19 protein-coding genes and 1 other annotated feature are annotated in these 21,548 nt (G+C 41.4%); of the genes, 5 read left to right on the forward strand and 14 right to left on the reverse strand.

Going from position 1 to position 21,548, the window contains the following annotated elements; all coding sequences use genetic code 11:
* Window positions 1–43: 43 nt before the first annotated feature.
* The 5 genes from MHI33_RS16405 to MHI33_RS16425 are packed head-to-tail and all read right to left on the reverse strand — an operon-like array spanning window position 44 to window position 4,677.
* Complete coding sequence (locus tag MHI33_RS16405; protein ID WP_106065789.1) at window positions 44–727, reverse strand: YesL family protein; 684 nt, start codon at window positions 725–727, stop codon at window positions 44–46.
* Window positions 728–749: 22 nt separating this feature from the next.
* Window positions 750–2,042, reverse strand: coding sequence for a Gfo/Idh/MocA family protein (locus tag MHI33_RS16410; RefSeq protein WP_340912628.1), 1,293 nt, complete (start codon window positions 2,040–2,042; stop codon window positions 750–752).
* 17 nt (window positions 2,043–2,059) lie between these two features.
* A complete protein-coding gene (locus tag MHI33_RS16415; RefSeq protein WP_340912630.1) occupies window positions 2,060–2,584 on the reverse strand; it encodes a lipoprotein YteS in 525 nt (174 codons plus the stop codon).
* The gene (locus MHI33_RS16420) at window positions 2,581–3,693 is read right to left on the reverse strand and encodes a glycoside hydrolase family 88/105 protein (protein WP_340912633.1); all 1,113 of its coding nucleotides are present in this window, start codon (window positions 3,691–3,693) and stop codon (window positions 2,581–2,583) included. The genes MHI33_RS16415 and MHI33_RS16420 overlap by 4 nt, the downstream gene beginning before the upstream one ends.
* A gap of 18 nt (window positions 3,694–3,711) precedes the next feature.
* Complete coding sequence (locus tag MHI33_RS16425; RefSeq protein ID WP_003217645.1) at window positions 3,712–4,677, reverse strand: ABC transporter permease; 966 nt, start codon at window positions 4,675–4,677, stop codon at window positions 3,712–3,714.
* 231 nt (window positions 4,678–4,908) lie between these two features.
* On the opposite strand from MHI33_RS16425, the gene MHI33_RS16430 reads away from it, so the two are divergent.
* Window positions 4,909–7,209 (forward strand): helix-turn-helix domain-containing protein, encoded by a 2,301-nt coding sequence (locus MHI33_RS16430; protein ID WP_340912636.1) that lies wholly within the window; start codon window positions 4,909–4,911, stop codon window positions 7,207–7,209.
* 37 nt (window positions 7,210–7,246) lie between these two features.
* On the opposite strand, the gene MHI33_RS16435 is transcribed toward MHI33_RS16430, so the two are convergent.
* Window positions 7,247–7,618, reverse strand: a complete 372-nt coding sequence (locus MHI33_RS16435; protein ID WP_003217763.1) for a winged helix-turn-helix transcriptional regulator — start codon at window positions 7,616–7,618, stop codon at window positions 7,247–7,249.
* Between the two features lie 155 nt (window positions 7,619–7,773).
* Here MHI33_RS16435 and MHI33_RS16440 point away from each other — a divergent pair, with 155 nt between their 5' ends.
* Both MHI33_RS16440 and MHI33_RS16445 read left to right on the forward strand, forming a co-directional pair.
* Window positions 7,774–8,961, forward strand: coding sequence for an MFS transporter (locus MHI33_RS16440; RefSeq protein WP_340912639.1), 1,188 nt, complete (start codon window positions 7,774–7,776; stop codon window positions 8,959–8,961).
* A gap of 12 nt (window positions 8,962–8,973) precedes the next feature.
* Window positions 8,974–9,813, forward strand: coding sequence for an aldo/keto reductase (locus MHI33_RS16445; RefSeq protein ID WP_185107175.1), 840 nt, complete (start codon window positions 8,974–8,976; stop codon window positions 9,811–9,813).
* 45 nt (window positions 9,814–9,858) lie between these two features.
* Here the strand turns inward: MHI33_RS16445 and MHI33_RS16450 are convergent, their stop codons facing one another.
* The 6 genes from MHI33_RS16450 to MHI33_RS16475 all read right to left on the reverse strand — a co-directional run bounded on the left by MHI33_RS16450 (window position 9,859) and on the right by MHI33_RS16475 (window position 17,462).
* The gene (locus MHI33_RS16450; protein WP_065098641.1) at window positions 9,859–11,358 is read right to left on the reverse strand and encodes an extracellular solute-binding protein; all 1,500 of its coding nucleotides are present in this window, start codon (window positions 11,356–11,358) and stop codon (window positions 9,859–9,861) included.
* Window positions 11,359–11,383: 25 nt separating this feature from the next.
* Window positions 11,384–12,244, reverse strand: coding sequence for a carbohydrate ABC transporter permease (locus MHI33_RS16455; protein WP_087976618.1), 861 nt, complete (start codon window positions 12,242–12,244; stop codon window positions 11,384–11,386).
* A 219-nt stretch (window positions 12,245–12,463) separates the two neighbouring features.
* A complete protein-coding gene (locus tag MHI33_RS16460) occupies window positions 12,464–13,216 on the reverse strand; it encodes an NAD-dependent epimerase/dehydratase family protein (RefSeq protein WP_340912645.1) in 753 nt (250 codons plus the stop codon).
* A gap of 46 nt (window positions 13,217–13,262) precedes the next feature.
* Window positions 13,263–14,165, reverse strand: coding sequence for a dienelactone hydrolase family protein (locus tag MHI33_RS16465; RefSeq protein ID WP_111911352.1), 903 nt, complete (start codon window positions 14,163–14,165; stop codon window positions 13,263–13,265).
* 130 nt (window positions 14,166–14,295) lie between these two features.
* Complete coding sequence (gene leuS, locus MHI33_RS16470) at window positions 14,296–16,710, reverse strand: leucine--tRNA ligase (RefSeq protein WP_065098645.1); 2,415 nt, start codon at window positions 16,708–16,710, stop codon at window positions 14,296–14,298.
* A 97-nt stretch (window positions 16,711–16,807) separates the two neighbouring features.
* Window positions 16,808–17,029, reverse strand: a binding site (T-box leader).
* A gap of 103 nt (window positions 17,030–17,132) precedes the next feature.
* Window positions 17,133–17,462 carry a DUF4257 domain-containing protein gene (locus MHI33_RS16475; protein WP_223250657.1) on the reverse strand — a complete coding sequence of 110 codons (330 nt, stop codon included), beginning with the start codon at window positions 17,460–17,462 and terminating at the stop codon, window positions 17,133–17,135.
* A 425-nt stretch (window positions 17,463–17,887) separates the two neighbouring features.
* On the opposite strand from MHI33_RS16475, the gene MHI33_RS16480 reads away from it, so the two are divergent.
* Both MHI33_RS16480 and MHI33_RS16485 read left to right on the forward strand, forming a co-directional pair.
* Entirely contained in the window at window positions 17,888–18,691 is an 804-nt protein-coding gene (locus MHI33_RS16480; protein ID WP_003217570.1) for a PAS domain-containing protein, read from the forward strand.
* 86 nt (window positions 18,692–18,777) lie between these two features.
* On the forward strand, window positions 18,778–19,479 hold the full coding sequence (locus tag MHI33_RS16485) for a sunset domain-containing protein (protein WP_065098646.1): 702 nt from the start codon (window positions 18,778–18,780) through the stop codon (window positions 19,477–19,479).
* 65 nt (window positions 19,480–19,544) lie between these two features.
* On the opposite strand, the gene MHI33_RS16490 is transcribed toward MHI33_RS16485, so the two are convergent.
* Both MHI33_RS16490 and MHI33_RS16495 read right to left on the reverse strand, forming a co-directional pair.
* On the reverse strand, window positions 19,545–20,855 hold the full coding sequence (locus tag MHI33_RS16490) for an ABC transporter permease (RefSeq protein WP_340912651.1): 1,311 nt from the start codon (window positions 20,853–20,855) through the stop codon (window positions 19,545–19,547).
* On the reverse strand, window positions 20,845–21,543 hold the full coding sequence (locus MHI33_RS16495) for an ABC transporter ATP-binding protein (RefSeq protein ID WP_044142163.1): 699 nt from the start codon (window positions 21,541–21,543) through the stop codon (window positions 20,845–20,847). The genes MHI33_RS16490 and MHI33_RS16495 overlap by 11 nt, the downstream gene beginning before the upstream one ends.
* Between the last annotated feature and the right edge of the window lie 5 nt (window positions 21,544–21,548).

Genomic DNA, 21,548 nt, shown 5'->3' on the forward strand with positions numbered 1-21,548 from the left:
CTCCTTTTAATCACGGTGACACCATTATAGCAAATGAACTGCATCACTGTGTATTCACCCGCTTCGATTGCAGGAAAGACGGCAGGCGTTTCTTTACTTCGGCTGTCTGCTGCTCACTTTCGAACTCTACTTTTTTGAATACTTGGTAGGCGAGCCACATATGACCATAGGCGAGTATACTCACACTAAAGAACGGCACGATCCCCGGCAAATAAGCAAAGAGAACAAACAGCAGAGCCGAGAAAACGAGCATACAGAGTGTATATTGCAAATATGAAATACCAAGCAAAAGAGAGAATTTCAGATAGAGACGTTTTTTCCAATCATAATGAGCCAGCAGCGGAAAAATATAAAACAAGCTCACAACAAAGAGAAAACCAAAGATATAAATGGCAAAACGAAGCACATGCAAAAACCAGCTTGTTGGATAAATATACGCAAGGTCTACGTATATAATCGTTCCTATGATCAAAAGCGCCACTCCAATCAAGTTAGAGCGTACAAACTCCTCACGGTACACCTTCCAAAAAGTCCGGAAAACGCTAACTTGCTCATGCCCTTGTATCCACTTTCTCATCACCGAAAATAACGCAGTGGTCGCAGGCATCAATCCAAAGATCCCAAGTCCCAGCATGGTGAACAGTAGCCATAGCAAATTTGTATAGGCGAGTCGCATCACCCACTCACACATTCGAAGCATTCTGCTCATTGAACCATCATGATCCATCTCTTTCCCCTCCTCTCTTTTTTTATGACACCGTCTCTTTCTGAAGCAACTCTTCTATGTCAATTGGGCGCTTCTCTGCAACAGACCGCCACATGCCTTCCCCAAGTGCAATTGAATAAGCACCAGCCTCTGCCCCTGCTGATATGTCATAGTGAATTAAAGGATCTTTCCCTATAAATAAATCGGCCAAAAGCAGAGGATCTCCGCCGCCATGTCCCCCAGGCTGCTTCACAACTTCAATCGTCTCTTTTGCTCCAAACATCGGATAATAAGAAATCGTCTGTTCTGGGAATTGAAAAGGAATTCTTGATGGCACATGAAACTCATTTGTTTCAATGCGCCCCTTCGTCCCATTTATGGCAAGCCGATATCCTTCGTAAGGCGCTGAGAATTGAATCGAATAGCTGAAGAGAGCCCCTTGGTCATATGCCACTGATGCCACATATGTATCCTCAATGTCAATTTCCTCATCAAAAATACAGGCGTCTGGGCGATAATTGGTGTATTGTTGCGTTTGCTCCTGACCGGATTCGATATGATCGTCCTCGACCTTTGAGCGTACTACCCTCGGATTCCACCTTGCTTCATAATGACATTTATCCTTCACATGACATGTTCCGCAATACCTGTTTTCTTCCCCCTGCAAAGGATTCCAAGGACTTTTATCTCCGTAATAGTTCAGCGCCCCATAGGCAAATACTTGCTTCGGCTTTTGATTGATCCACCAATTGACCAAATCAAAATGATGCGTCGATTTATGAATGGATAGCCCGCCAGAGAATCGCCGCGTTCGGTTCCACCTTTTGAAATAACTAGCACCATGATACGTATCAATGAGCCAGCTCAGTTCAACAGATGTGACCCTTCCAATCTTCCCTTCTAAAATGAGTTCTTTGATCTTTCGATGAAATGGATTGTAGCGATAATTGAAAGTGACTGTGACCTTTCCTTTACTTTCCTTTTCTTTTTCCATTACTTTTTTGGCGTCTTTTGCTGTTGTCACCATCGGCTTTTCAGTGATGACGTCGAGATCATGGTCAAGTGCTTGCAAAATATAGGTGACATGTGTGTCATCCCTGCCTGCCACAATGACGATATCTGGCTTTGCTTCCTTCACCATTTGATCAAATGCCTCTTCATGAAAAAACGAGACGCCCCGCAGTGATGGAAAACGCTCCTGACAAAGTGTATACCGATGATGATCTATATCTAAAAGCCCTGTAATCCTGTAATGCTCATTGAAATCCTCTGTGAGTGGTTTAATAAACATATTGAACGCACGATGACTGAGTCCGCAAACCACGATCCGTTTCACAGGCCTCACCCCTTTTTCTATCGATTTTCACGAAGCTGTTTCATGAGAGACAGCGCCTCTTTGGACTTGTCTGCATAAACGGGAATAAAAGCGACCATATCTCGATGTAATCGAAAGGTATAGCCGTTTAGCTTTTTCGTGCCTTTATTGACTTGAACCGCATAATCAACCGTTTTCCCTGTCTTTTGATCTTCGATCGTATATGGCCCTGCCACTTGATCATCTATACCCATCTCTTCAAGCAGTTGAAAGCTTTCAGGATCATCATACGTTCGAAACATTTCTTCCGGGACAAGCATGATATCCCCCTCTTTTGCGGTAATTTCAACAAGAAGTTTTTCAGGAATCGCGGGAAAGATGTGGACGCTATACGTTTCTTGGTCCGTTTGAAAAGCCTTCTCGACTAATTGATCCTTCATCCCCTTTGACATGTCAGAAAAAATCAGAACATCGATACCGTTTGTTTTCCCATGACAGGCTGACAAACAAAAGGCAGCGATGAAGCTGAGGAGCCATGCCGCAGCCCTTTTTTGCCTCTTCATGCCTTTTGAAAAACAGGCAGCTTCTCTAGCTCAGTTAACGCCATAATAAAAGCGCCTACCCCGTGCAAATCATTTGTACTTCTCTCTCTACCGACGTAGTAATCATAAAATCCAGCAGATGTTCCGATGCAAATATCATTGATGGTAAAATCACCGTTTTCTGTCTCAGCCGTCTTATGCTGAATTAAGCCTTGATATGCTTTCACCACATGATCAGCGTAGCGAAGGCTGACATACCCTTCGTTCATGGCTTTTGCCATGGCGTACATGAATAAACACGATCCAGAGCTTTCAAGCCAGTTGTCGCTATGAGTACCTTTATCAATGATTTGATGCCAGAGACCTGTGTCTTGATCCTGGTACCTAGCTACACTTTCCAGCATGTCTGTCAGCGTTTCCTTCCACACCTTTCGCCCCTCATGCTGCTCTGGCAGATCCTCGATCATATCTGCTAATGCAAGGACATACCAGCCAAATGACCTTGCCCAAAACTCGGGAGAACAGCCTGTCTTTTGATCAGCCCATGGCATCACTTTTCGTTCGTCCCACGCGTGATAATACAGACCTGTTTTTTCATCTTTTGTATGCTTTCTCATGAGATGCTCTTGCTCGATCACCATATCCACCAGTTCCTCTTCATCTTTCAGCTTTGCATACTTTAAGGCAAAAGGTCCGCCCATGTAGAGACCATCCAGCCACATTTGATAAGCATAATTGTCTTTATGCCAAAATCCGCCCTCAGATGTGCGATTCAATGTGCGATAAAGCCCGCGGAGCTTCTCCGCTGCCAGCACATACCGCTTCTCTCCTGTTCGTTCATAAAGAGGGAATAAAATGAGCCCTGCTTGGATCGCATCAAGCTCATCTCTCCGGAATAACAGGTTTCCATACTCATCAATGAGCGAATCTGCGTAGCTTTTCACATAATTGAAATATGTCTCGTTCCCCGTTGACTCATATAGCTTCATCACACCGCAAAGAAAAACGCCTTGATGATAATGCCATCTTCCAGCTGGAGGTAGCTCGATCGGTGTATGCGCTTTCATAATTGTTTGTGCTAATTTCTCTGCATGCTCAAGTGGTGATTCCTTTTTAGTCGATAATGTCATTCTTTTTCATCTCCCTTTTTAGTAAATACCTTCTTCCCCAAATTTCTTCGCTAAACGGTTCGCCAGCATAACCAAAATGAGTCCAACGGCTGCTTTAAATAGACCAACAGCGGTACTATAGCTGAATTGCCCTTGCTTAAGACCAGCTGTATAAACATACGTATCAAAGATTTCTGCTACTTCCCGGTTCGTTGCATTGAGTAATAAGTAGACATGCTCAAAGCCAAGCTCTAATGTGTCACCAATTTTTAAAATAAGCAGAACGACAATTACGCTTTTAATGGCAGGGAGAGTGATGTGCCACATTTGTCTCAGTCTGCCGGCTCCATCCATTTTCGCTGCTTCATATAGCTGCGGATCTACCGCTGTAATCGCCGCAAGGTAAATGATCGTCGACCAACCTGCTTCCCGCCAAATCACTTGTAAAATGTACATCGGCCTAAACCATTCCTGACTAAGAAGGAAGTTAATCTTTTCCCCTCCAAAGAAAGCAATCAATTCATTGATTAACCCGCCATCTACTGTTAACAAAACAAAGGATAAGGACACGACAATCACCCATGACATGAAGTGAGGAATGTATATCATCGTCTGCACAAATTTCTTAAACAATGCCAATCTGACCTCGTTTAAAAGCAAGGCCAATAAGATCGGAATTGGAAAGAAAATCACGACATTCATGGCAAATAAAATCAGTGTATTTTTTAATAAGATGAAAAATGTTGGTTCTGTAAACAATCGAATAAAGTGTTTGAAGCCAACCCACTCACTGCCAAGAATACCGAGAAACGGCTGATAATCTTGAAAGGCAATGATCAGCCCCCACATCGGCACATATTTAAAGACAAGAAAATAAATGAGCCCTGGCAAAATCATGACATACAAAAACTTTTGACTAAGCATTTGATTAAGTAAGCGCTTTCTTCTTTCTTTTTTCAAAGCTGCCGCAGGCACACCCTTGGCAGTGACATCCTCTGTTTTCATAGATAAAGCCTCCCCTCATGCTGGTGCATGTGTTAACTGTATCTTAAGGATGAAAAATCCGTCTACAATCATATCATCAGATCATATTTACTTAGGGGAAGCTACTCAAAACGTTACATAAAACATGAGAAAATGATCCTAATCTCAGAAAATGATTATTGACAAACCTACCAGATTTTTGGATTAATAAATAAAGAGGAAAAGATTGTTCCGTTTGAAATGGGGGGTTTTATGAAAAGAAGGCAATATAAATTTTATTACAAGCTCGTCACGTTTTTTTTCATGCTTAGTACGATTCCTGTCATCATTGTCGGTATTTTTTCTTATCAGCATTCACAAAAAACAGCACTCGAAAATATCTCAAATGAAAAGCTGGACAGCGTTAAACAAACGCAATCCAATATTGAGCATATTTTAAAGACAGTTGATCATTCTCTCACTCACTATGTCAGTTCGCCGCCTCTCCTTCAAACACTGGCAGAACCTTTAAATCCAGACCAATTCCAGCTTTATAATCAAGTACAGCAGGAACTGAACTACCTGCAAACCTTTGACACCGATCTTTCCAATATTACGCTCGTCAGTAAAATGGAAGACTGGTACATGAACAATTCGGGGCTTTATCATGTCACAAGTGGAGACCAAGAGAAAGCGCTCACCTCTTACCTCAATATTCCGAGTCATTCCAGCTGGGCACTTGAAGAGAATAATCCACTTGTTGCGACAAAAGAAGGAAAAGCCTCCTTTTGCAAATACAATGTGAACTTAATCAAACAACTCCCTATGAACAGTGTCCAGAAAAAAGGGATCGCTGTCGCCAGCATTCCGAGCTGCATGATTGCTGACAATATGCCGGACTTCTCTCAATCTGACAGTATGTTTGTCATTAATACTAATGGAAAAGTGCTGTTACATAACCGCAAAGAACAAATTGGTGAATCCTTGAAAAATCAAGAGTTCGTCAAGCATGTCCTATCACGTGAAGAGCGATCAGGTCAATTTAACATGAAGATCGAGGAACTAAACTATCAAATTACGTTTCAAAAATCAGACTATAACGAATGGACGTACCTATCCTTTGTTTCCATACCAGAACTCAAGGCACAAACGAAATCAATTGGGTGGATCACCTTTATTATCTGCTTTATTTTGTTAGCGCTTTCATTACTATTTTCATGGTTTGGGTCCAGACATTTTTATAAACCAATCCGCTTGTTATATGAGTCCTTTGCACGCAATGAATCCTTTTTGCAAAAGCAGCCTTTTCAAAATGAATTTGAGTTGATTGAATCGAGTATTAAACAAATGAAGGATCAAAACAATGATTTAGAGGAACGTATTGAGCAGCAAGTCACGCACCTCCAGCAATACTTTATGGTGCGGCTATTACTCGGAAAATTGACAGAAGAAGAGATTAACAACCGGTTCCAAAGTTTAGGATTCCCTCAGGACTGGTCTCACTTATCCATGCTTGTGACCCAAATTGATACGCTAAAAGGAACACCTTATGAAAAAAAGGATGCTGACTTACTTTTATTTGCGATCAATGGACTGATTGAGCAGATTATTCCGCAAGAGGAGCACCTTCAGCCAACAGTTGTCAATCAGCATCAAACGACGATTATCCTAAATCACTCAAAGTCAGATGAAGAGTTTACTGAATATTTAAACCAATTAGCGGAAACGATTCAGCTGCGTATCGAGGAACAGCTTGGTTTATCGATCAGCATCGGAATCAGCCGCCAGTTTCAGGAGCTCACGATGGCAAAACAGGCTTACATTGAAGGAAAAGAGGCCTTAAAATACAGACTCAAAGCAGAGAAAAAGTCCATTATCTTATATGAACATATCCAGCAAGGAAAAACGTTTAAAACCCATTTTCCAAAGCAGCTGCAGCATGATTTATTTGATGCGATGAAAGCAGGTGATCAAGGCAAGGCAGATCACTATTTACATGTGCTCCTGCAATCCATTTTCTCTAAAAATGCAGGACCGCACGAGTACCATATCGCCCTCGCCCGTTTTTTAAACAATTTGATTGAGCTGATGCATTTGCTTGGCATTGAATTATTTGAGGTCGAAGACAATAAAATGCTGTATGATACGATTTTTGAATTTAAAACGTTTGAAGATACCGAAGCATGGCTGAAACATGAGATCATTCGGCCGATTATTGACCAGCTAGGTGCACGCGAGGAATCACAATACAAAAACATCTCAGAAAAGATCATCCATATCATTCATCAAGAATTCGACTCAGATCTCACATTGGATGAAATTGCCACACGCCTGCATTACAACCCAAATTATTTAAGCAGTATTTTTAGAAAGGAAATGGATATTTCCTTTAGTGAATATCTCTCATCCTACAGACACCATGTCGCCAAAAACTGGCTCGTGGAGACCGATATGTCCGTCAAAGAAATTTCGGAAAAACTGAAATATAAAAACCCGCAAAACTTCATCCGTTCCTTCAAAAAACTAGAAGGCACGACCCCTGGCAAATACCGTGACCAGAAAAAAGGCATATAAGACAAAAAGTCCCGCTCTCATAGGAAGCGGGACTTTTTTATTTAAACTGTTCATTTAAAATGCTGTCTTCTAGCACTGAAAGCGGCTCTCCGTACACACGTTCAATATGAGCTGCTCCCCAATCACATAGCGCATTGAGAATTCTTTCAAGCGACTGACCGTATTCACTTAATTCATATTCCACTTTAGGCGGCACTTGCTCATACACAATCCGGTTAATCACCCCATCACTTTCAAGCTCTCTCAGCTGTTGTGTAAGCATTTTTTGTGTGATGTTTGGCATGAGCCGCTTCAATTCACTTGTACGTTTTTTCCCATGTGTTAAATGACATAAAATCACGCACTTCCATTTTCCGCCAATGACCTCAAGGGTCGCTTCCACGGAGATATTATATTTTTTCTTTTCCATTAAATCCTCACTCCTCTTTATACGAACAGGCACTTTTTAGTACCTATATTACAAAAAAGTACGTACTTTTTTTTTCGTCATCTATGTTAGATAATAACTCTTGCCGATCGGCTTCGTCTATCAAAATGTCATCACAGAAGGATGTGAACTGATTCATGAAGAAAAAACAAAACCACTTTGCCCTTCTCGCACTAGCTATTAGTGCTTTTGCTATAGGAACCACTGAATTTATTAGTGTCGGTCTTTTGCCAATGATTTCGGAGGACTTTGGAGTGAGCGTCAGCCAGGCGGGCTGGACCGTCTCTTTATATGCACTTGGTGTGACATTCGGCGCGCCTATTTTGACTTCTCTGACTTCAACGATGAAAAGAAAAACATTGCTTTTGCTCATTATGCTCGTCTTTTTGATTGGAAATACACTTGCCACGATGGCTCCGACCTTTTCAGTACTTTTAATCGGACGGATCATTTCAGCCTTGTCCCATGGAATCTTTATGTCCATTGGCTCTACGATTGCTGCAAGACTTGTAGTGAAAGAAAAACGGGCAAGTGCGATTGCCTTCATGTTCACTGGATTAACAGTTGCTACTGTGACGGGCGTGCCATTCGGGACATTTCTTGGCCATGAGCTCGGGTGGCGGACATCATTCGGTGTGATTGTCATTATTGGTCTGATTGCACTAATATCTAACTATTTTCTTGTTCCATCTCAATTAAAGCAAGGCGTGAAAACATCATTTAAGGATCAAGCGGTCTTATTAAAAACAAAAAGAATCTTGCTTCTATTTGTCATTACAGCAACAGGATACGGAGGAACCTTTGTCGTCTTTACGTATTTATCCCCTCTCTTACAGCATGTGACAGGTCTTGCGCCTGGGGCGGTGGCATTGATCTTGCTTTTATACGGGATCACGATCGCAGCTGGAAATGTCATTGGCGGAAAGGCTGCTAATGAGCAGCCAATGAAAGCACTGATTTACATGTTTATCATCCAAAGCATCATTTTGTTTATCCTTAGCTTGACTGCTGGATTTACGGTGCTAGGCATCGCAACCGTCATGCTGATGGGACTGTTTGCTTTCATGAATGTACCAGGGCTTCAAGTAGCTGTCGTTGATTTTGCAGAAAGATACACACCAGGAGCAGTCGACGTCGCTTCCGCTATGAATATTGCTGCCTTTAATGCTGGTATCGCCATCGGCTCATTTTTAGGAGGCATCGTGACAGATACTCTTGGGCTTGTGCATACAGGCTGGGTCGGCGGTATCATGGTCCTCATCGCAGCGATTCTCACGATGATTAGTTTTCGAATGGAACAACAAGAACAAAATCAAACCATCTAAGGAGTGTTCAAAATGAATCATTTACAAAGTACAAAAACATTAAACAATGGGGTCCACATGCCAGGATTTGGTCTCGGTGTATTCAAGGTTGAAGATGGTGCAGAATTAATAGACGCCGTCAAAACAGCCATTCAAATAGGATATCGCAGTATTGATACAGCGGCTATTTATGGCAATGAGGAAGGGGTTGGACGAGGCATACAACTTGGTCTTGCAGAAACAGGACTGCGCCGCGAAGACCTCTTTGTGACATCAAAAGTGTGGAATGCCGATTTAGGATATGAATCCACTCTACAAGCATATGAGGAAAGCTTGAAAAAACTTCAGCTTGACTACTTGGATCTATATTTAATCCATTGGCCGGTTGAAGGAAAATATAAAAACGCTTGGCGTGCGCTGGAAACCTTGTATCGTGAAGGAAAGGTTAGAGCCATTGGTGTGAGCAACTTCCAGCCGCATCATCTAGACGAACTATTAAAAGATGCAGACATCATACCAGCCATCAATCAAGTCGAGTTTCACCCAAAACTAACGCAGGAAGCACTCTATACGTATTTGAACACACATGGTATTCAAATGGAAGCTTGGTCACCGCTAATGCAGGGGGAACTGCTTCATCATCCGGTGATCAAAGAACTCTCGGACACATACGGCAAAACACCTGCTCAAATTATTTTGCGCTGGGATGTGCAAAAAGGCGTCATTACCATTCCAAAATCAACGAAAGCGCATCGTTTAAAAGAAAATGCAGATATATTTGATTTTGTCTTATCTGATGAGGATATGAAACGTCTTTCTGACTTAAATGAAAACAAACGTATCGGTCCAGACCCAGACAACTTTGATTTTTAATAAAAACACCCCCGCTCTTTAACTGTGCGGGGGTGTTGATGTTGATCATTTTGATTTTTTAAAGGAAGCTTCATATTCTTCTATGATTTTATGACCACCATTTGATTTCCACTTCTCTACATCTTTCTTAAATTGATCTTCACTGATGTCTCCAAGAATGAACTTATAGGTCGCATCATCGATGATTTTTTTCAATTCATTTCCTCGTTCTGAGGCTGTTTCTGAATACAGGCTTTCAGCAGGGTTGGCGACGATGATCTTTTGATTGTCTTCTTCTAGCTCTTCATATTTTGTACGAACTGCATCCCCTTTATTTTTCAAGTAACGTTTATCAATGCCTACTAGACTGACAAGCGGCTGTACATCTGTCTGCCAGCTTTTCACTTGGCTTTCTTCCCTGACAAATGTATTCCCTTCTTCTTTCTTATAATGCTCACCATCTATACCGTACGTCATGAGACCATAGACATCTTCTTCTGCAATGCGATCAAAGAAGGCCAAAATTCGCTTTAATTCTGCCTCTGATTTCACGCTTGTTTTAGGGAATGCGAAGATGCCATTATGACCACCTGATGCCCACACCCGTTCTTTGCCATCTGGACCTTTGATTCGGTTCAAGATATCGACTTTCATGTTTTTATCTGTCGCGTCATCTCTCAAGTTCACAGCATCAACCATATTTCCAACATAGATTCCTGCTTTTCCTTGTGAGAATAATTCCTGCTGCTGTGTTTTGCTTGTCACAGGGAAGTCTTTGTTGATATAGCCATTATCACGCAGTTTTTTCATATAATTCATCGTATTCATGTACTCATCTGTCATAAAGTCTGGCGTGAATTTGCCGTTTTCTTCTTTCCAGTCTGTTGGCATTCCCTCATATGAACCAAGTGTTTTAAATGCGCCATAAATCAAATCGTTCCGATCCGTAAAGCCAATTGTATCCGCTTTTCCGTTTTGATTCGGATCTTTTTCAGTAAAGGCTTTCGCTACCTCATAAAGATCATCTAAGGTTTTTGGTGTATCCAAATTTAAATTTTCAAGCCAATCCTTTCGAATGACAATTCCTTGTCTTGAAAGTGGTCTCTCTCTATAAATGCCATAAAGCTTACCGTCTATAGAGGCGTTTTTATTAATCAGTTCGTTCATCTTACTTAAATTTGGATAATCCTTTAAATACGGACCAACTTCCCAGAACATACCTGATCTGAACGCATTAATAGCAGACGAATTCTTAATGTCTTGAATCGTCACGATCTGCGGCAAATTCCCGGCGGCAAGTGCAGAATTTAACCGGTCTTCCTTCACAGCATCCGGCACCCACGTAATATCAAGTTCTGTATTTGTGAGCTTCTCAATCTCTTTTAAAACCGAATCTTTCGGCGGCTGCTGATGATACAAAATGGCCATCCATGTCAGCTTCACTTTTTTGTCTAAATCAACCTTTTCATCTGATGAACTTGTTCCTTTGCTTGAACATGCGGATAGAATACCGCTTGCTGCAAATAACAGGACAAACGCAATCAACCATAATTTCTTTCTCCCCATAAGATCCCTCCGTTGTTCCTTCTTTTTAACCTTTTACAGAACCTAGTAATGCCCCTTTGTTGAAATGCTTTTGAATAAATGGATAGACAAGCAGAACAGGAATGGTGGCTACCACAATGACAGCCATTTTAATCGTTTGGTCTGGCGGTGGTGTGGATGATCCCATATCCGACATATCCCCTTGCATTCCGCTCGAAACAATGACAATCTGCCTTAGAAGTACCTGAATCGGCCATTTCACTGAATCATTTAAATACAGGATGGCGGTCATGTACGTATTCCAATACGTCACGGCATAAAAAAGTGAAATGGTCGCAATAGCTGGCAAAGAAAGTGGCAGCACAATTTTAAAGAAAATCCCTAAATCGTTACAGCCATCCATCTTTGCTGATTCCTCAAGGCTTGCCGGAATGTTTTGAAAGAAGTTTTTCAAAATGATCAAATTGAACGCATTGATCGCAACCGGTAGAATCAGTGACCAATAGGTATCAAGTAGACCAAGTGTTTTCACCACAATAAACGTCGGAATCATGCCTCCGCTAAATAGCATCGTGAAGACAACGAGAAACATCAATGTTCTCCGGCCTTTTAACTCCTGACGAGACAGCCCATATGCCATGAGTGAGGACAAAAACATGCTGACAGCTGTTCCAACGAGTGTCACAAGAATGGACACGATAAGGCTGCGGTACACAATATCCGTAGAGAAAATATACCGATAGGCCTCTAAAGAAAACGTGGTCGGGAACAAGATAAACTTCTTCGTGATGACCTCTTCTACTGTAGCAAAAGAGGCTGCAATGACATGGATGAACGGAAGCACACATATTAATGCGAACATGAGTAGAAAAGAGTAATTAAATAAGTTGAACAATCGGCCTTTAATAGAACGATCTATGTTCATCACACCCTTTCTTTGAAAGCGTTATCATTTTATCCGAAAATAAGCTGCAGCCTGTGACGATATCGTGATTAAAATGTAACAAATGGGGGAAGAAAGCGTCTATAATCATCTTGACAGTCCAACTGGGTCGATCCTGTCAGTCGTGCTTTTATGCTCATGAAACAAAAGAATAAGATCATCAGCTAATGACATGATTATGCCCTACGCCCGATCATTTTCTTCAAGGATTTCCGTCGTATTCACATCAGGTCTGTAGCCTAACTCCTGCTTCGTGTTTTCCGTAGACCAAGGCTTTTCTTCGTTTTCTGATACGGCATAATATGTCCCAAAGGGAACGGCCGTTTCAATCGCTGCCTTTATCATCCCTGCTAGATCTTCATGTGAAAGAAGTGTTCGTTTCGTCCGTTCTTTCTCGTGTAATGCCTCCATCTCATCTGTCACAACCGTTCCAATCCGTAAATTGATAACAGACATTCCCGTTTGATCGTGGAACAGACGGCCTAGCTGTTCAGAAGCAAATTTTAAAATGCCATAGACATTTTTAGTCGCAGGTACATCGTTTGTTGTAATATGTCTCCCTAGTAAGGAGCGTCCATCTTTTTCATAACGATCAGTCACATGATTGCTGCTTGCAAAAATGACTTTTCGTATGCCGAGACTTATAGCTGATCGAAACATAGAATAAGAGCTCCTCCAAAAAATATCATTCATTTTTTCAAACTCCTCATGATTCATCACATCATGCGTCATCTCCATGTTTAAAAGGTGTATGATGACATCTGTATCTCGCGGAATCGCCTCATATAATTCCTGTTCATTCGTTGCATCTGCAATAATAACTCCTTTTACACAGCTCGCTTGATCAATAATGGTGATCTCATACTCAGAAGAGAGCGTTTTTGTTAAAATACGGCCGATCACACCGCACCCGCCAATGATCGTGATCTTCTTCATGTGTCTCCTCCTTTCTAATGACGTAGTATGTCCAAGCCTTTATAGATTACAGCCATTTTTTTAAGAATCGAGTGGCCTCGTGACGCATAGCGGCTGTTTCAAAATGACCTGCATGAAGACCAACAAGCTGATACCGTTCTTTCAATGAAGCCGCTTGATAAGTTTGGCTCAATCCCTTTTGAATGCGTGCGACGCCTTCAGCAGGCGTGAGTGGATCAAGTTTTCCAACTAAGCTTAAATGCGGCCTTGGAAAAATCATTGCTTGAATATCAGCTGCCGTAAAGTGCTTTGCTAAGCTTGGTACATAGTAATAAAAGCCATGCCTGTCTAAATTGTTCGTTTCAATTAATGTGTGGTGATCGACCTGTGCACAAAGATCAATACACACACTGACCCTCTCATCAAGCGCAGCCGTCCACCAGGAAAGAAGCCCGCCCATTGACATTCCAAAAACAGCTAACCGGTCCGGCAGCACATCAGGTCGAGACAGCACATAATCAATTGCACACATGCTTTCATACAGCATCATGCCCCACATCACTTTCCCTGTTAAAAGCATTTCCTTAAAAATTTCACTTTCGGTTCTTCCTCTTCTCTCACCAAATCCTGCATGATCAATAGCCAGGACACTATAGCCTTTTGAGGTGAACTCTTTCGCATATGAAGGCTCTTGCAAATAATGAGCACCCTTGATGAGCTCTTCCTTCCCATCGACGTAGTTCCCACCATGAGAGTGCTGAAAGAGCACAACGGGTCTTTTTTTCACCGTATCCTTTGGCTTCACAAAATAAGCGGGCACTTCCTCCACACCATGAATTGAAAGAATGAGTGTTTCGACTACGTACGATTCACGATCCTCGATCTTTAACGTATATGCCTCCACGCGATGGCGTTCTGGCATTTCTCCTAACAGACTGAGCAGTTGTTCACGTTTGCTTTCCTTTTCCATTGACGTCACTCCTCCTTTTGTTGATCATCTGTTAACATACGAGATCGATAGTGCAATCACCTTGTTTTCGACAAAATTATGTCCCGGGAAATAAGGAACACCCACCGGTTCATACCGATGGGTGTCATCACTAATTCGCAACAATATTGACAAGCTTCCCAGGAACCGCAATCACTTTGCGAATGGTTTTCCCTTCAAGCTGTTCTTTTACACGTGCATCATTTTTCGCAAGCTCTTCTAACTGTTCTTTTGTTGCATCAGCAGGAACGGTTAATTTTGCTTTCACTTTCCCATTCAATTGTACGACAATTTCTACTTCATCGTCGACAAGCTTTGACTCGTCATATTGCGGCCATGCTTCATAAGAAATAGACCCTTCATGACCAAGTTTATTCCAAAGCTCTTCCGCTACATGCGGTGCAATTGGAGAAAGTAGTTTCACAAAGCCTTCTGCATATTCTTTCGGAAGTGTATCAGCCTTGTAGGCATCATTGATAAACACCATTAATTGTGAGATCCCTGTATTGAAGCGCAGGCCTTCATAATGGTCTGTTACCTTCATCACGGTTTCATGATAGCTTCGTTCTAATGCGCCTCCAGTTTGCTCCGTTACTTTATCACTGATTGTGCCATCTTCATTTGTGAATAGACGCCATACACGATCAAGGAAACGGCGAGCGCCATCAAGTCCTGTTTCAGACCAAGCGATTGATGCATCTAAAGGTCCCATGAACATTTCATAAAGTCGTAATGTATCCGCACCATGAGATTCTACGATATCATCTGGATTGACGACATTTCCTTTTGATTTACTCATTTTTTCATTATTTTCCCCAAGAATCATTCCTTGGTTGAACAATTTCATGAAAGGTTCTTTTGTCGGAACAACACCGATATCATACAAGAACTTATGCCAGAAGCGTGCATATAGAAGATGAAGTACAGCATGTTCTGCTCCGCCGATATATACATCAACAGGAAGCCATTTCTTTAGCTTCTCAGGAGATGCAAGCTCTTCTGAGTTATGCGGGTCAATATAACGTAAGAAATACCAGCAGCTGCCTGCCCATTGCGGCATTGTATTGGTTTCACGGCGTCCTTTTTTACCTGTAACAGGATCGACAACCTCAACCCAATCTTTAATATTGGCTAAAGGTGATTCACCTGTACCACTTGGCTTAATCTCAGTCGTCTTAGGCAAAATCAGTGGAAGCTCTTCCTCAGAAACAGCTGAAGAAGTTCCATCCTCCCAATGAATAATTGGAATTGGCTCACCCCAATAACGCTGGCGGCTAAATAGCCAGTCTCTTAAACGATAAGTGACTTTCTTTTCGCCTTTTTGATGTTCTTCCAGCCATGCAATGACTTTTTCAATCGCTTCTTCTTTTCCTAATCCATCGAGGAAATCAGAGTTAATGTGTTTTCCATCACCTGTGTAAGCTTCTTTTTCAATGTCTCCGCCTTCGACAACTGCCTTGATTGGCAGATCAAATGTTTTGGCAAATTCATAGTCACGCTCATCATGGGCAGGTACCGCCATAATCGCGCCTGTTCCATAAGTAGCCAGCACGTAATCTGCAATCCAGATCGGCATCTTTTCACCATTTAATGGATTGATGGCATAAGCGCCTGTGAAAATACCCGTCTTCGTTTTTGCAAGATCTGTCCGCTCTAAGTCGCTCTTAGATTGAATTTCTTTCATATATGCTTCGACTGCTTCTTTTTGAGCAGCTGTTGTGATTTTTTCAACAAGTGCATGTTCTGGTGCAAGTACCGCATAGGTTGCACCAAATAATGTATCAGGACGCGTTGTAAATACAGTAAACTGTTCATCATGTCCTTCTACTTCGAAATGAACATGTGCACCTTCTGAACGTCCGATCCAGTTACGCTGCATATCTTTAATGCTTTCAGGCCAATCAATGTCTTCTAAATCTTCTAACAGCCTGTCCGCATATGCCGTAATCTTTAGCATCCATTGCTTCATCGGACGTCTTTCAACCGGATGCCCTCCGCGTTCACTTTTTCCATCAATGACTTCTTCATTTGCAAGGACTGTACCAAGCGCTGGGCACCAGTTCACTGGTACTTCATCGATATACGCCAATCCCTTTTCGTACAATTTCAAGAAAATCCATTGTGTCCATTTATAATAATTTGGATCAGTCGTGTTGATTTCTCGATCCCAATCATATGAGAACCCTAGTGATTGAATTTGGCGGCGGAAGTTATTGATGTTCTCTTCTGTAAAGACCGCCGGATCGTTCCCTGTATCTAGTGCATACTGTTCTGCTGGAAGACCAAATGCGTCCCATCCCATTGGATGAAGAACATCATATCCCTGCATACGTTTCATGCGTGATAAAATATCCGTTGCTGTGTAGCCCTCAGGGTGCCCGACATGAAGTCCTGCTCCTGATGGGTATGGAAACATATCAAGTGCATAGAACTTTGGTTTATCTTCCGAGTCAGATGTGGCGAATGTTTTATGTGTCAGCCAATAATCCTGCCACTTCTTTTCAATTTCCCGATGCTGAAAACTCAATGTGAAAACCTCCTTTAATATGTACGGCTGTATCTGCTCAGATGACCACTGCAAGAATTCAGATTTTTCTAAAATCAACAAAAAACCCTCATCCCTGGAAAGGGACGAGAGATTTTTTGGTTCCCGCGGTACCACCCTTGTTAGCGTAACTTTCTGTTTGTACGCTCACTTAATATCTTTAACGCAGACATGCGACAGAAGCTTTAACGCAACTGCAACTCTGAGGCGAGTTCAGAAGCAGATTTGATTGACTTTCACCAGCCGTCAATTCTCTAAAGACAAATACTGCTTTCCTACTACTCCTCTTCACTGTTCTTATCGTAACCGTCATCTAAGTAGTATTTTATAGAATTATGATCATAAGTGCAAGCAGGTTTGTATACAATGGGAATGTACCCTAGATCAGGGTAAAGTAGAGGATATTATTCGTGTGGAGATCGGTTATGACGGTTGGAGTCTGCATTCTGTGAATGCTGTTCTCTTACAAAATCAAAGCTTCGCAGAACTGCTTCTCCTCCGTAACCTGAAATAATTGATAAGATGACCAAGTGCAGACTAGAATCGGGATTTGAGGATAAGACAAGCAGTGTAGCGGCAATCATCCCAACGAGCCAATCTTCAATAAACCCTAAATAAATAAACTTTTTTGTCATTCTGGGCTTCTCTAGCCTGCCTTTTTTCTTTACGTGACCGAGAATGCCCATGACCCCTCCAATGGCGCAAGCAATAATGACTTGTTGCAGCATTTTCATCACCTTCCTAAAGCCCTTAGAATAGTAAAGCGACTTCAGGCTGTCCAGCCCCCTGTAATGCCATTCTGCTGTTCCGTCATAATCCATGTAAAAGGTCTATTCTCTCTAACGAAGAAAAAAAGCTTGTTTCTTCCATTATATGTGAATGACCCAAAACAATCTTGATGCATTGGAATCATTTTTACCTAATTCATATTAACTATTTATGTCATTTTATGAATTATAAGCAATTGATTCCTTCTTTTTCTAAAGAAAAGTCTCCTTACTTACTATATTCTAATGGAGGACAAACTATGATGACAAATTTAACAAAGCCATTGCAATCGTTGAAACAGAACATATGTTATGTTACGTTAGTAAGGAATACCTTTGGTTGAAAAGACAACCATTTGATATGTCTGATAGCAGCAACAAAGGAGGGTAATATGGTCAGCTCGAACATCTTCGGCTTACAAAAACAGCTTGAACTCATAAAAAAAGCGCTAGATCATGCGCGGATCGGTGTTGTCATTACAGACCCTTCTTTAGAGGATAACCCTATCGTTTATGTGAATCATGGCTTTACACACATGACTGGATACAAACCAGATGAGATTCTTGGGCGTAATTGTCGATTCCTTCAAGGGAAAGACACAGATCAAAAGCAGCTCGATTTAATACGTCATGGAATACAGAATAAAACACCTATTACCACACAGCTAAAAAATTATAAAAAAGACGGTACTTTTTTTTGGAATGAACTCAATATAGATCCTCTATACATTGAACAAGATGATAAAACATTTTTCATTGGCTTTCAAAAGGATATTACGAAACAGAAAGAATATGAACAGCTCCTAGAAGATTCCTTACAGGAAGTCACCTCTCTTTCGACGCCAATCGTCCCAATCAAAAATGGTGTATCTGCTCTCCCACTCATTGGAAAACTATCTGAAGAACGCTTTGATGCGATTGTCGCGAAGTTAACTTGTATATTAGATGATTCAAAGGATGATTATTTAATTGTCGATCTTTCTGGTTTAATCGATGTCGATGATTCCGTTGCAGCACGCATTTTCAAGCTGCATCGTCTTCTTAATCTAACCGGAACCGAACTGATCATCACAGGGATCAAACCGCAGCTTGCAATGAAAATGAAAGACTTGGATACAGATTTTCAGGATACAATCACTTATTTGACGGTTAAGGAAGCAATCAAAGGATTACCATTAGCTGAAAACCCTGTGTAAAACAGGGTTTTTTTAGTTGATACGCCCCCTAAAAATGGAAAAATGAGGTATGATAGGTGTAATGAAAGATGTAGGGGGGCTACTAGATGATGATGTTACTCATCATAGGTCTTTTATGTGTTTGTTTTGCCATAGGATATGCCGTCAATTTCTTATTACTCAAACACCAGAATGCGCAGATCTTTTCAAAGAAACTATTTTATCCTTTCTTGATCTTGGGTCTCATCTTTTCCATTATGTCATTACCGTTTGCTGCCACAGATGCACCGAAGGCACAAGCAGATCCATCTTCAGAACAGCTGTTAAAGGATCAAAAGCAGCTCACATCTGACATAACGCGCTTAAAAGCTGATAAAGAGGAACTTACCGCTTCTTTAGAGGACGCAACAAAGGATAAAGAAAAACTAGCGAAAAAGCTAGAAACCATCACCTCAGAAAAAGAAACAGTCAAAAAGCAAGAAAAGACCATTCAAGCGCTTGAAGAGAAAATAGACAAGCTTGCCTCAAGCATTGAAACACTTAAAAAAGAGAACAAGAAAAATAGCAGCGATACGGAGTCTTCTACCGTTCAGCGCTCCGCTCCTAAAGATGAAGGAAAAAGTACAGGCGGTCATGAATCACAGAAGGAAACAAAAAAAGAATCTGCAGCCTGTAACATTAAAGGAAGTGTCAACGGTATTTATCACACACCGAGCAGCAGATACTACTCTAGAACCAAAAATGTAACCAAAATGTTTTGCTCCGTAGAAGAAGCAGAGCGTGCAGGGTACCGGGCACCTAAGCAATAGCCATTTTTGTCACGAAAAAAAGAACCTCCTGTCAGCCCAATTGGGTGCCTTAGGAGGTTCTTTTTTTAGATTTCTCTTCTTAATGCTGCTAATACATTCGTTTTTGTTGCTTTACGTGCTGGGTTGAGCCCTGAAAGGATCGCTACCCCTGCGCTAATCACTGTTGCCGTAATCACAAGGCTGAGTGGAATGTAGGAGAAGGTGATCGAGAATTGATCACTTGACCCTCCCTCTGACATGGACGACAAAATAGCTGGAATGATTAAATTGACGGCGAAACTAATGATATATGAGATGATAATTCCGATGATTGACCCAATCGCCCCAATATAAGCACTTTCCATCAGGAACATTCGCTTGATAATCGATGGATTCGCGCCAATGGCTTTCATAATACCAATCTCTTGTGTTCGCTCTGTTACTGCCATTGTCATCGTATTAAAAATACCAATTGCAGAAATAATGACCGCAATACATCCAACAAAAATAAGTCCAATTTTGAAGACTGTAAAGAACATATCCATACCTTCAAGCTGATTCGTCACAGAGATGACTTGGTAGCCCTCATCTGTCAGCTTATTCGTGAGTGCACCGACATTGTCGAATTTATCTGCATAAACAGAAGTCATTTTCTCGACATTTCCTGCTTCAGGAGACAGATCGAGTATTTGACCAAATTCCTTTTCATACGCATTCGGAATAAAAATTTTATGATCCTCTTGCCACTCCAGATTCGGCTTTTTCAACACACCTACTACACGGAAATCAAATGTTTTTTCTTTGACGACTTCATTTTCTTCATTGAGTTTTGGTACTTTGACTTGAATCACTTTATTTAAAATATCTTTCGTGTAGCCCTTAGGCTCCTTTGGCATTTCTTCACCATTTGATGTCTGATTTAATTTTTTTTCATAGGCTTGGCGTTCTTTTTTTGTCCACAGTTGTTCAGCCATATGATACCCGACCACAATTTCGTTCGCTGATGTTGGGACTTTCCCTCGGTCTAGCTCAAGCCCTGCTTCTTTTTCTTCTTTCATATCGGTTAGAGCAGCCTGCGTTTCACCTGAGCGATCATCGAGCTCGACGTTTACCGTTGGAATGAGCGCCGTTCTCGAGACGACAGATTTCACATGATCATATTTCTTTAAATCATCTACTTTGACGTCACCTTTTTCCTTGCCTAACACTTTCACTTCTGTGATGATTTGCTGTTTCATGATTTCATCTTGCGCCGATTTTTGCAGACCAAAACCAACAGATGCTAAAACGATTAAGAAAGAACATGCCATTGTCGTCGCAAGAATGGTCATAAACACACGCAATCTATTTTTCTTCATGTTTCTTCTAATGAATTTGACCTGATCTCTAAATTTCAATGGATTGTTCCCCTTTCTTTAATACACCATCATGAAGCTGGAACGTGGTATCTGCGATTGAAGCGACTTCATCGTCATGTGTAATAATAACAAACGTGATTCCTTTTTCACGATTGAGCTGCTGGATAAAGGCTAAAATTTCTCCTTCGGTTTCTGAATCTAGACTGCCTGTTGGTTCATCCGCTAAAATAATAGATGGATTTAAAATCAAGGCTCTTGCAATACTCACACGCTGCTGCTGCCCGCCTGACAACTCATTCGGGTAATGCCCTGCATGATGTTCTAGACCTACTCGTTTCAGCATTTCTTCTACTTTCGCCTTTCGTTCAGACGGCTTCACACCTTTTAAAGTGAGCGGAAGTTCAACATTTTCATACGTCGTTAAGCTCCCGATCAATTGAAAGCTTTGAAAGATAAAACCAAAATGATCTAAGCGGAAGTCCGCCCATTCTTTTTCATTAAAGCCAGTCACATCGGTCCCATCAATGACAATTTGTCCGCTCGTTGGCGTAATATATCCTGAAATTAAGTTCAATAAGGTCGATTTCCCCGAACCGCTCCGACCCACAATACAAGCAATGTCGCCTCTTTTGATGGATAGGTCAATCCCTTTTAGCACAGGAATCTCATTCTCTCTGCCTTTTTTACCAATTGTAAACACATGATCTAACGCTTGAACCTGAATCATCTCTA

It is taken from the genome of Bacillus sp. FSL K6-2971, from assembly GCF_038006405.1.
Taxonomy (GTDB): Bacteria; Bacillota; Bacilli; order Bacillales; family Bacillaceae; genus Bacillus; species Bacillus pumilus.

What these genes read in the sequence shown, in the direction of transcription:
- MHI33_RS16445 (WP_185107175.1), top strand. Translation starts at nt 8,974, where the DNA reads ATGAATCATTTACAAAGTACAAAAACATTAAACAATGGGGTCCACATG.
- MHI33_RS16485 (WP_065098646.1), top strand. Translation starts at nt 18,778, where the DNA reads ATGATGATGTTACTCATCATAGGTCTTTTATGTGTTTGTTTTGCCATA.
- MHI33_RS16460 (WP_340912645.1), bottom strand. Translation starts at nt 13,216, where the DNA reads ATGAAGAAGATCACGATCATTGGCGGGTGCGGTGTGATCGGCCGTATT.
- MHI33_RS16425 (WP_003217645.1), bottom strand. Translation starts at nt 4,677, where the DNA reads ATGAAAACAGAGGATGTCACTGCCAAGGGTGTGCCTGCGGCAGCTTTG.
- MHI33_RS16420 (WP_340912633.1), bottom strand. Translation starts at nt 3,693, where the DNA reads ATGACATTATCGACTAAAAAGGAATCACCACTTGAGCATGCAGAGAAA.
- MHI33_RS16415 (WP_340912630.1), bottom strand. Translation starts at nt 2,584, where the DNA reads ATGAAGAGGCAAAAAAGGGCTGCGGCATGGCTCCTCAGCTTCATCGCT.
- MHI33_RS16475 (WP_223250657.1), bottom strand. Translation starts at nt 17,462, where the DNA reads ATGAAAATGCTGCAACAAGTCATTATTGCTTGCGCCATTGGAGGGGTC.
- MHI33_RS16480 (WP_003217570.1), top strand. Translation starts at nt 17,888, where the DNA reads ATGGTCAGCTCGAACATCTTCGGCTTACAAAAACAGCTTGAACTCATA.
- MHI33_RS16430 (WP_340912636.1), top strand. Translation starts at nt 4,909, where the DNA reads ATGAAAAGAAGGCAATATAAATTTTATTACAAGCTCGTCACGTTTTTT.
- MHI33_RS16440 (WP_340912639.1), top strand. Translation starts at nt 7,774, where the DNA reads ATGAAGAAAAAACAAAACCACTTTGCCCTTCTCGCACTAGCTATTAGT.
- MHI33_RS16465 (WP_111911352.1), bottom strand. Translation starts at nt 14,165, where the DNA reads ATGGAAAAGGAAAGCAAACGTGAACAACTGCTCAGTCTGTTAGGAGAA.
- MHI33_RS16495 (WP_044142163.1), bottom strand. Translation starts at nt 21,543, where the DNA reads ATGATTCAGGTTCAAGCGTTAGATCATGTGTTTACAATTGGTAAAAAA.
- MHI33_RS16435 (WP_003217763.1), bottom strand. Translation starts at nt 7,618, where the DNA reads ATGGAAAAGAAAAAATATAATATCTCCGTGGAAGCGACCCTTGAGGTC.
- MHI33_RS16450 (WP_065098641.1), bottom strand. Translation starts at nt 11,358, where the DNA reads ATGGGGAGAAAGAAATTATGGTTGATTGCGTTTGTCCTGTTATTTGCA.
- MHI33_RS16405 (WP_106065789.1), bottom strand. Translation starts at nt 727, where the DNA reads ATGGATCATGATGGTTCAATGAGCAGAATGCTTCGAATGTGTGAGTGG.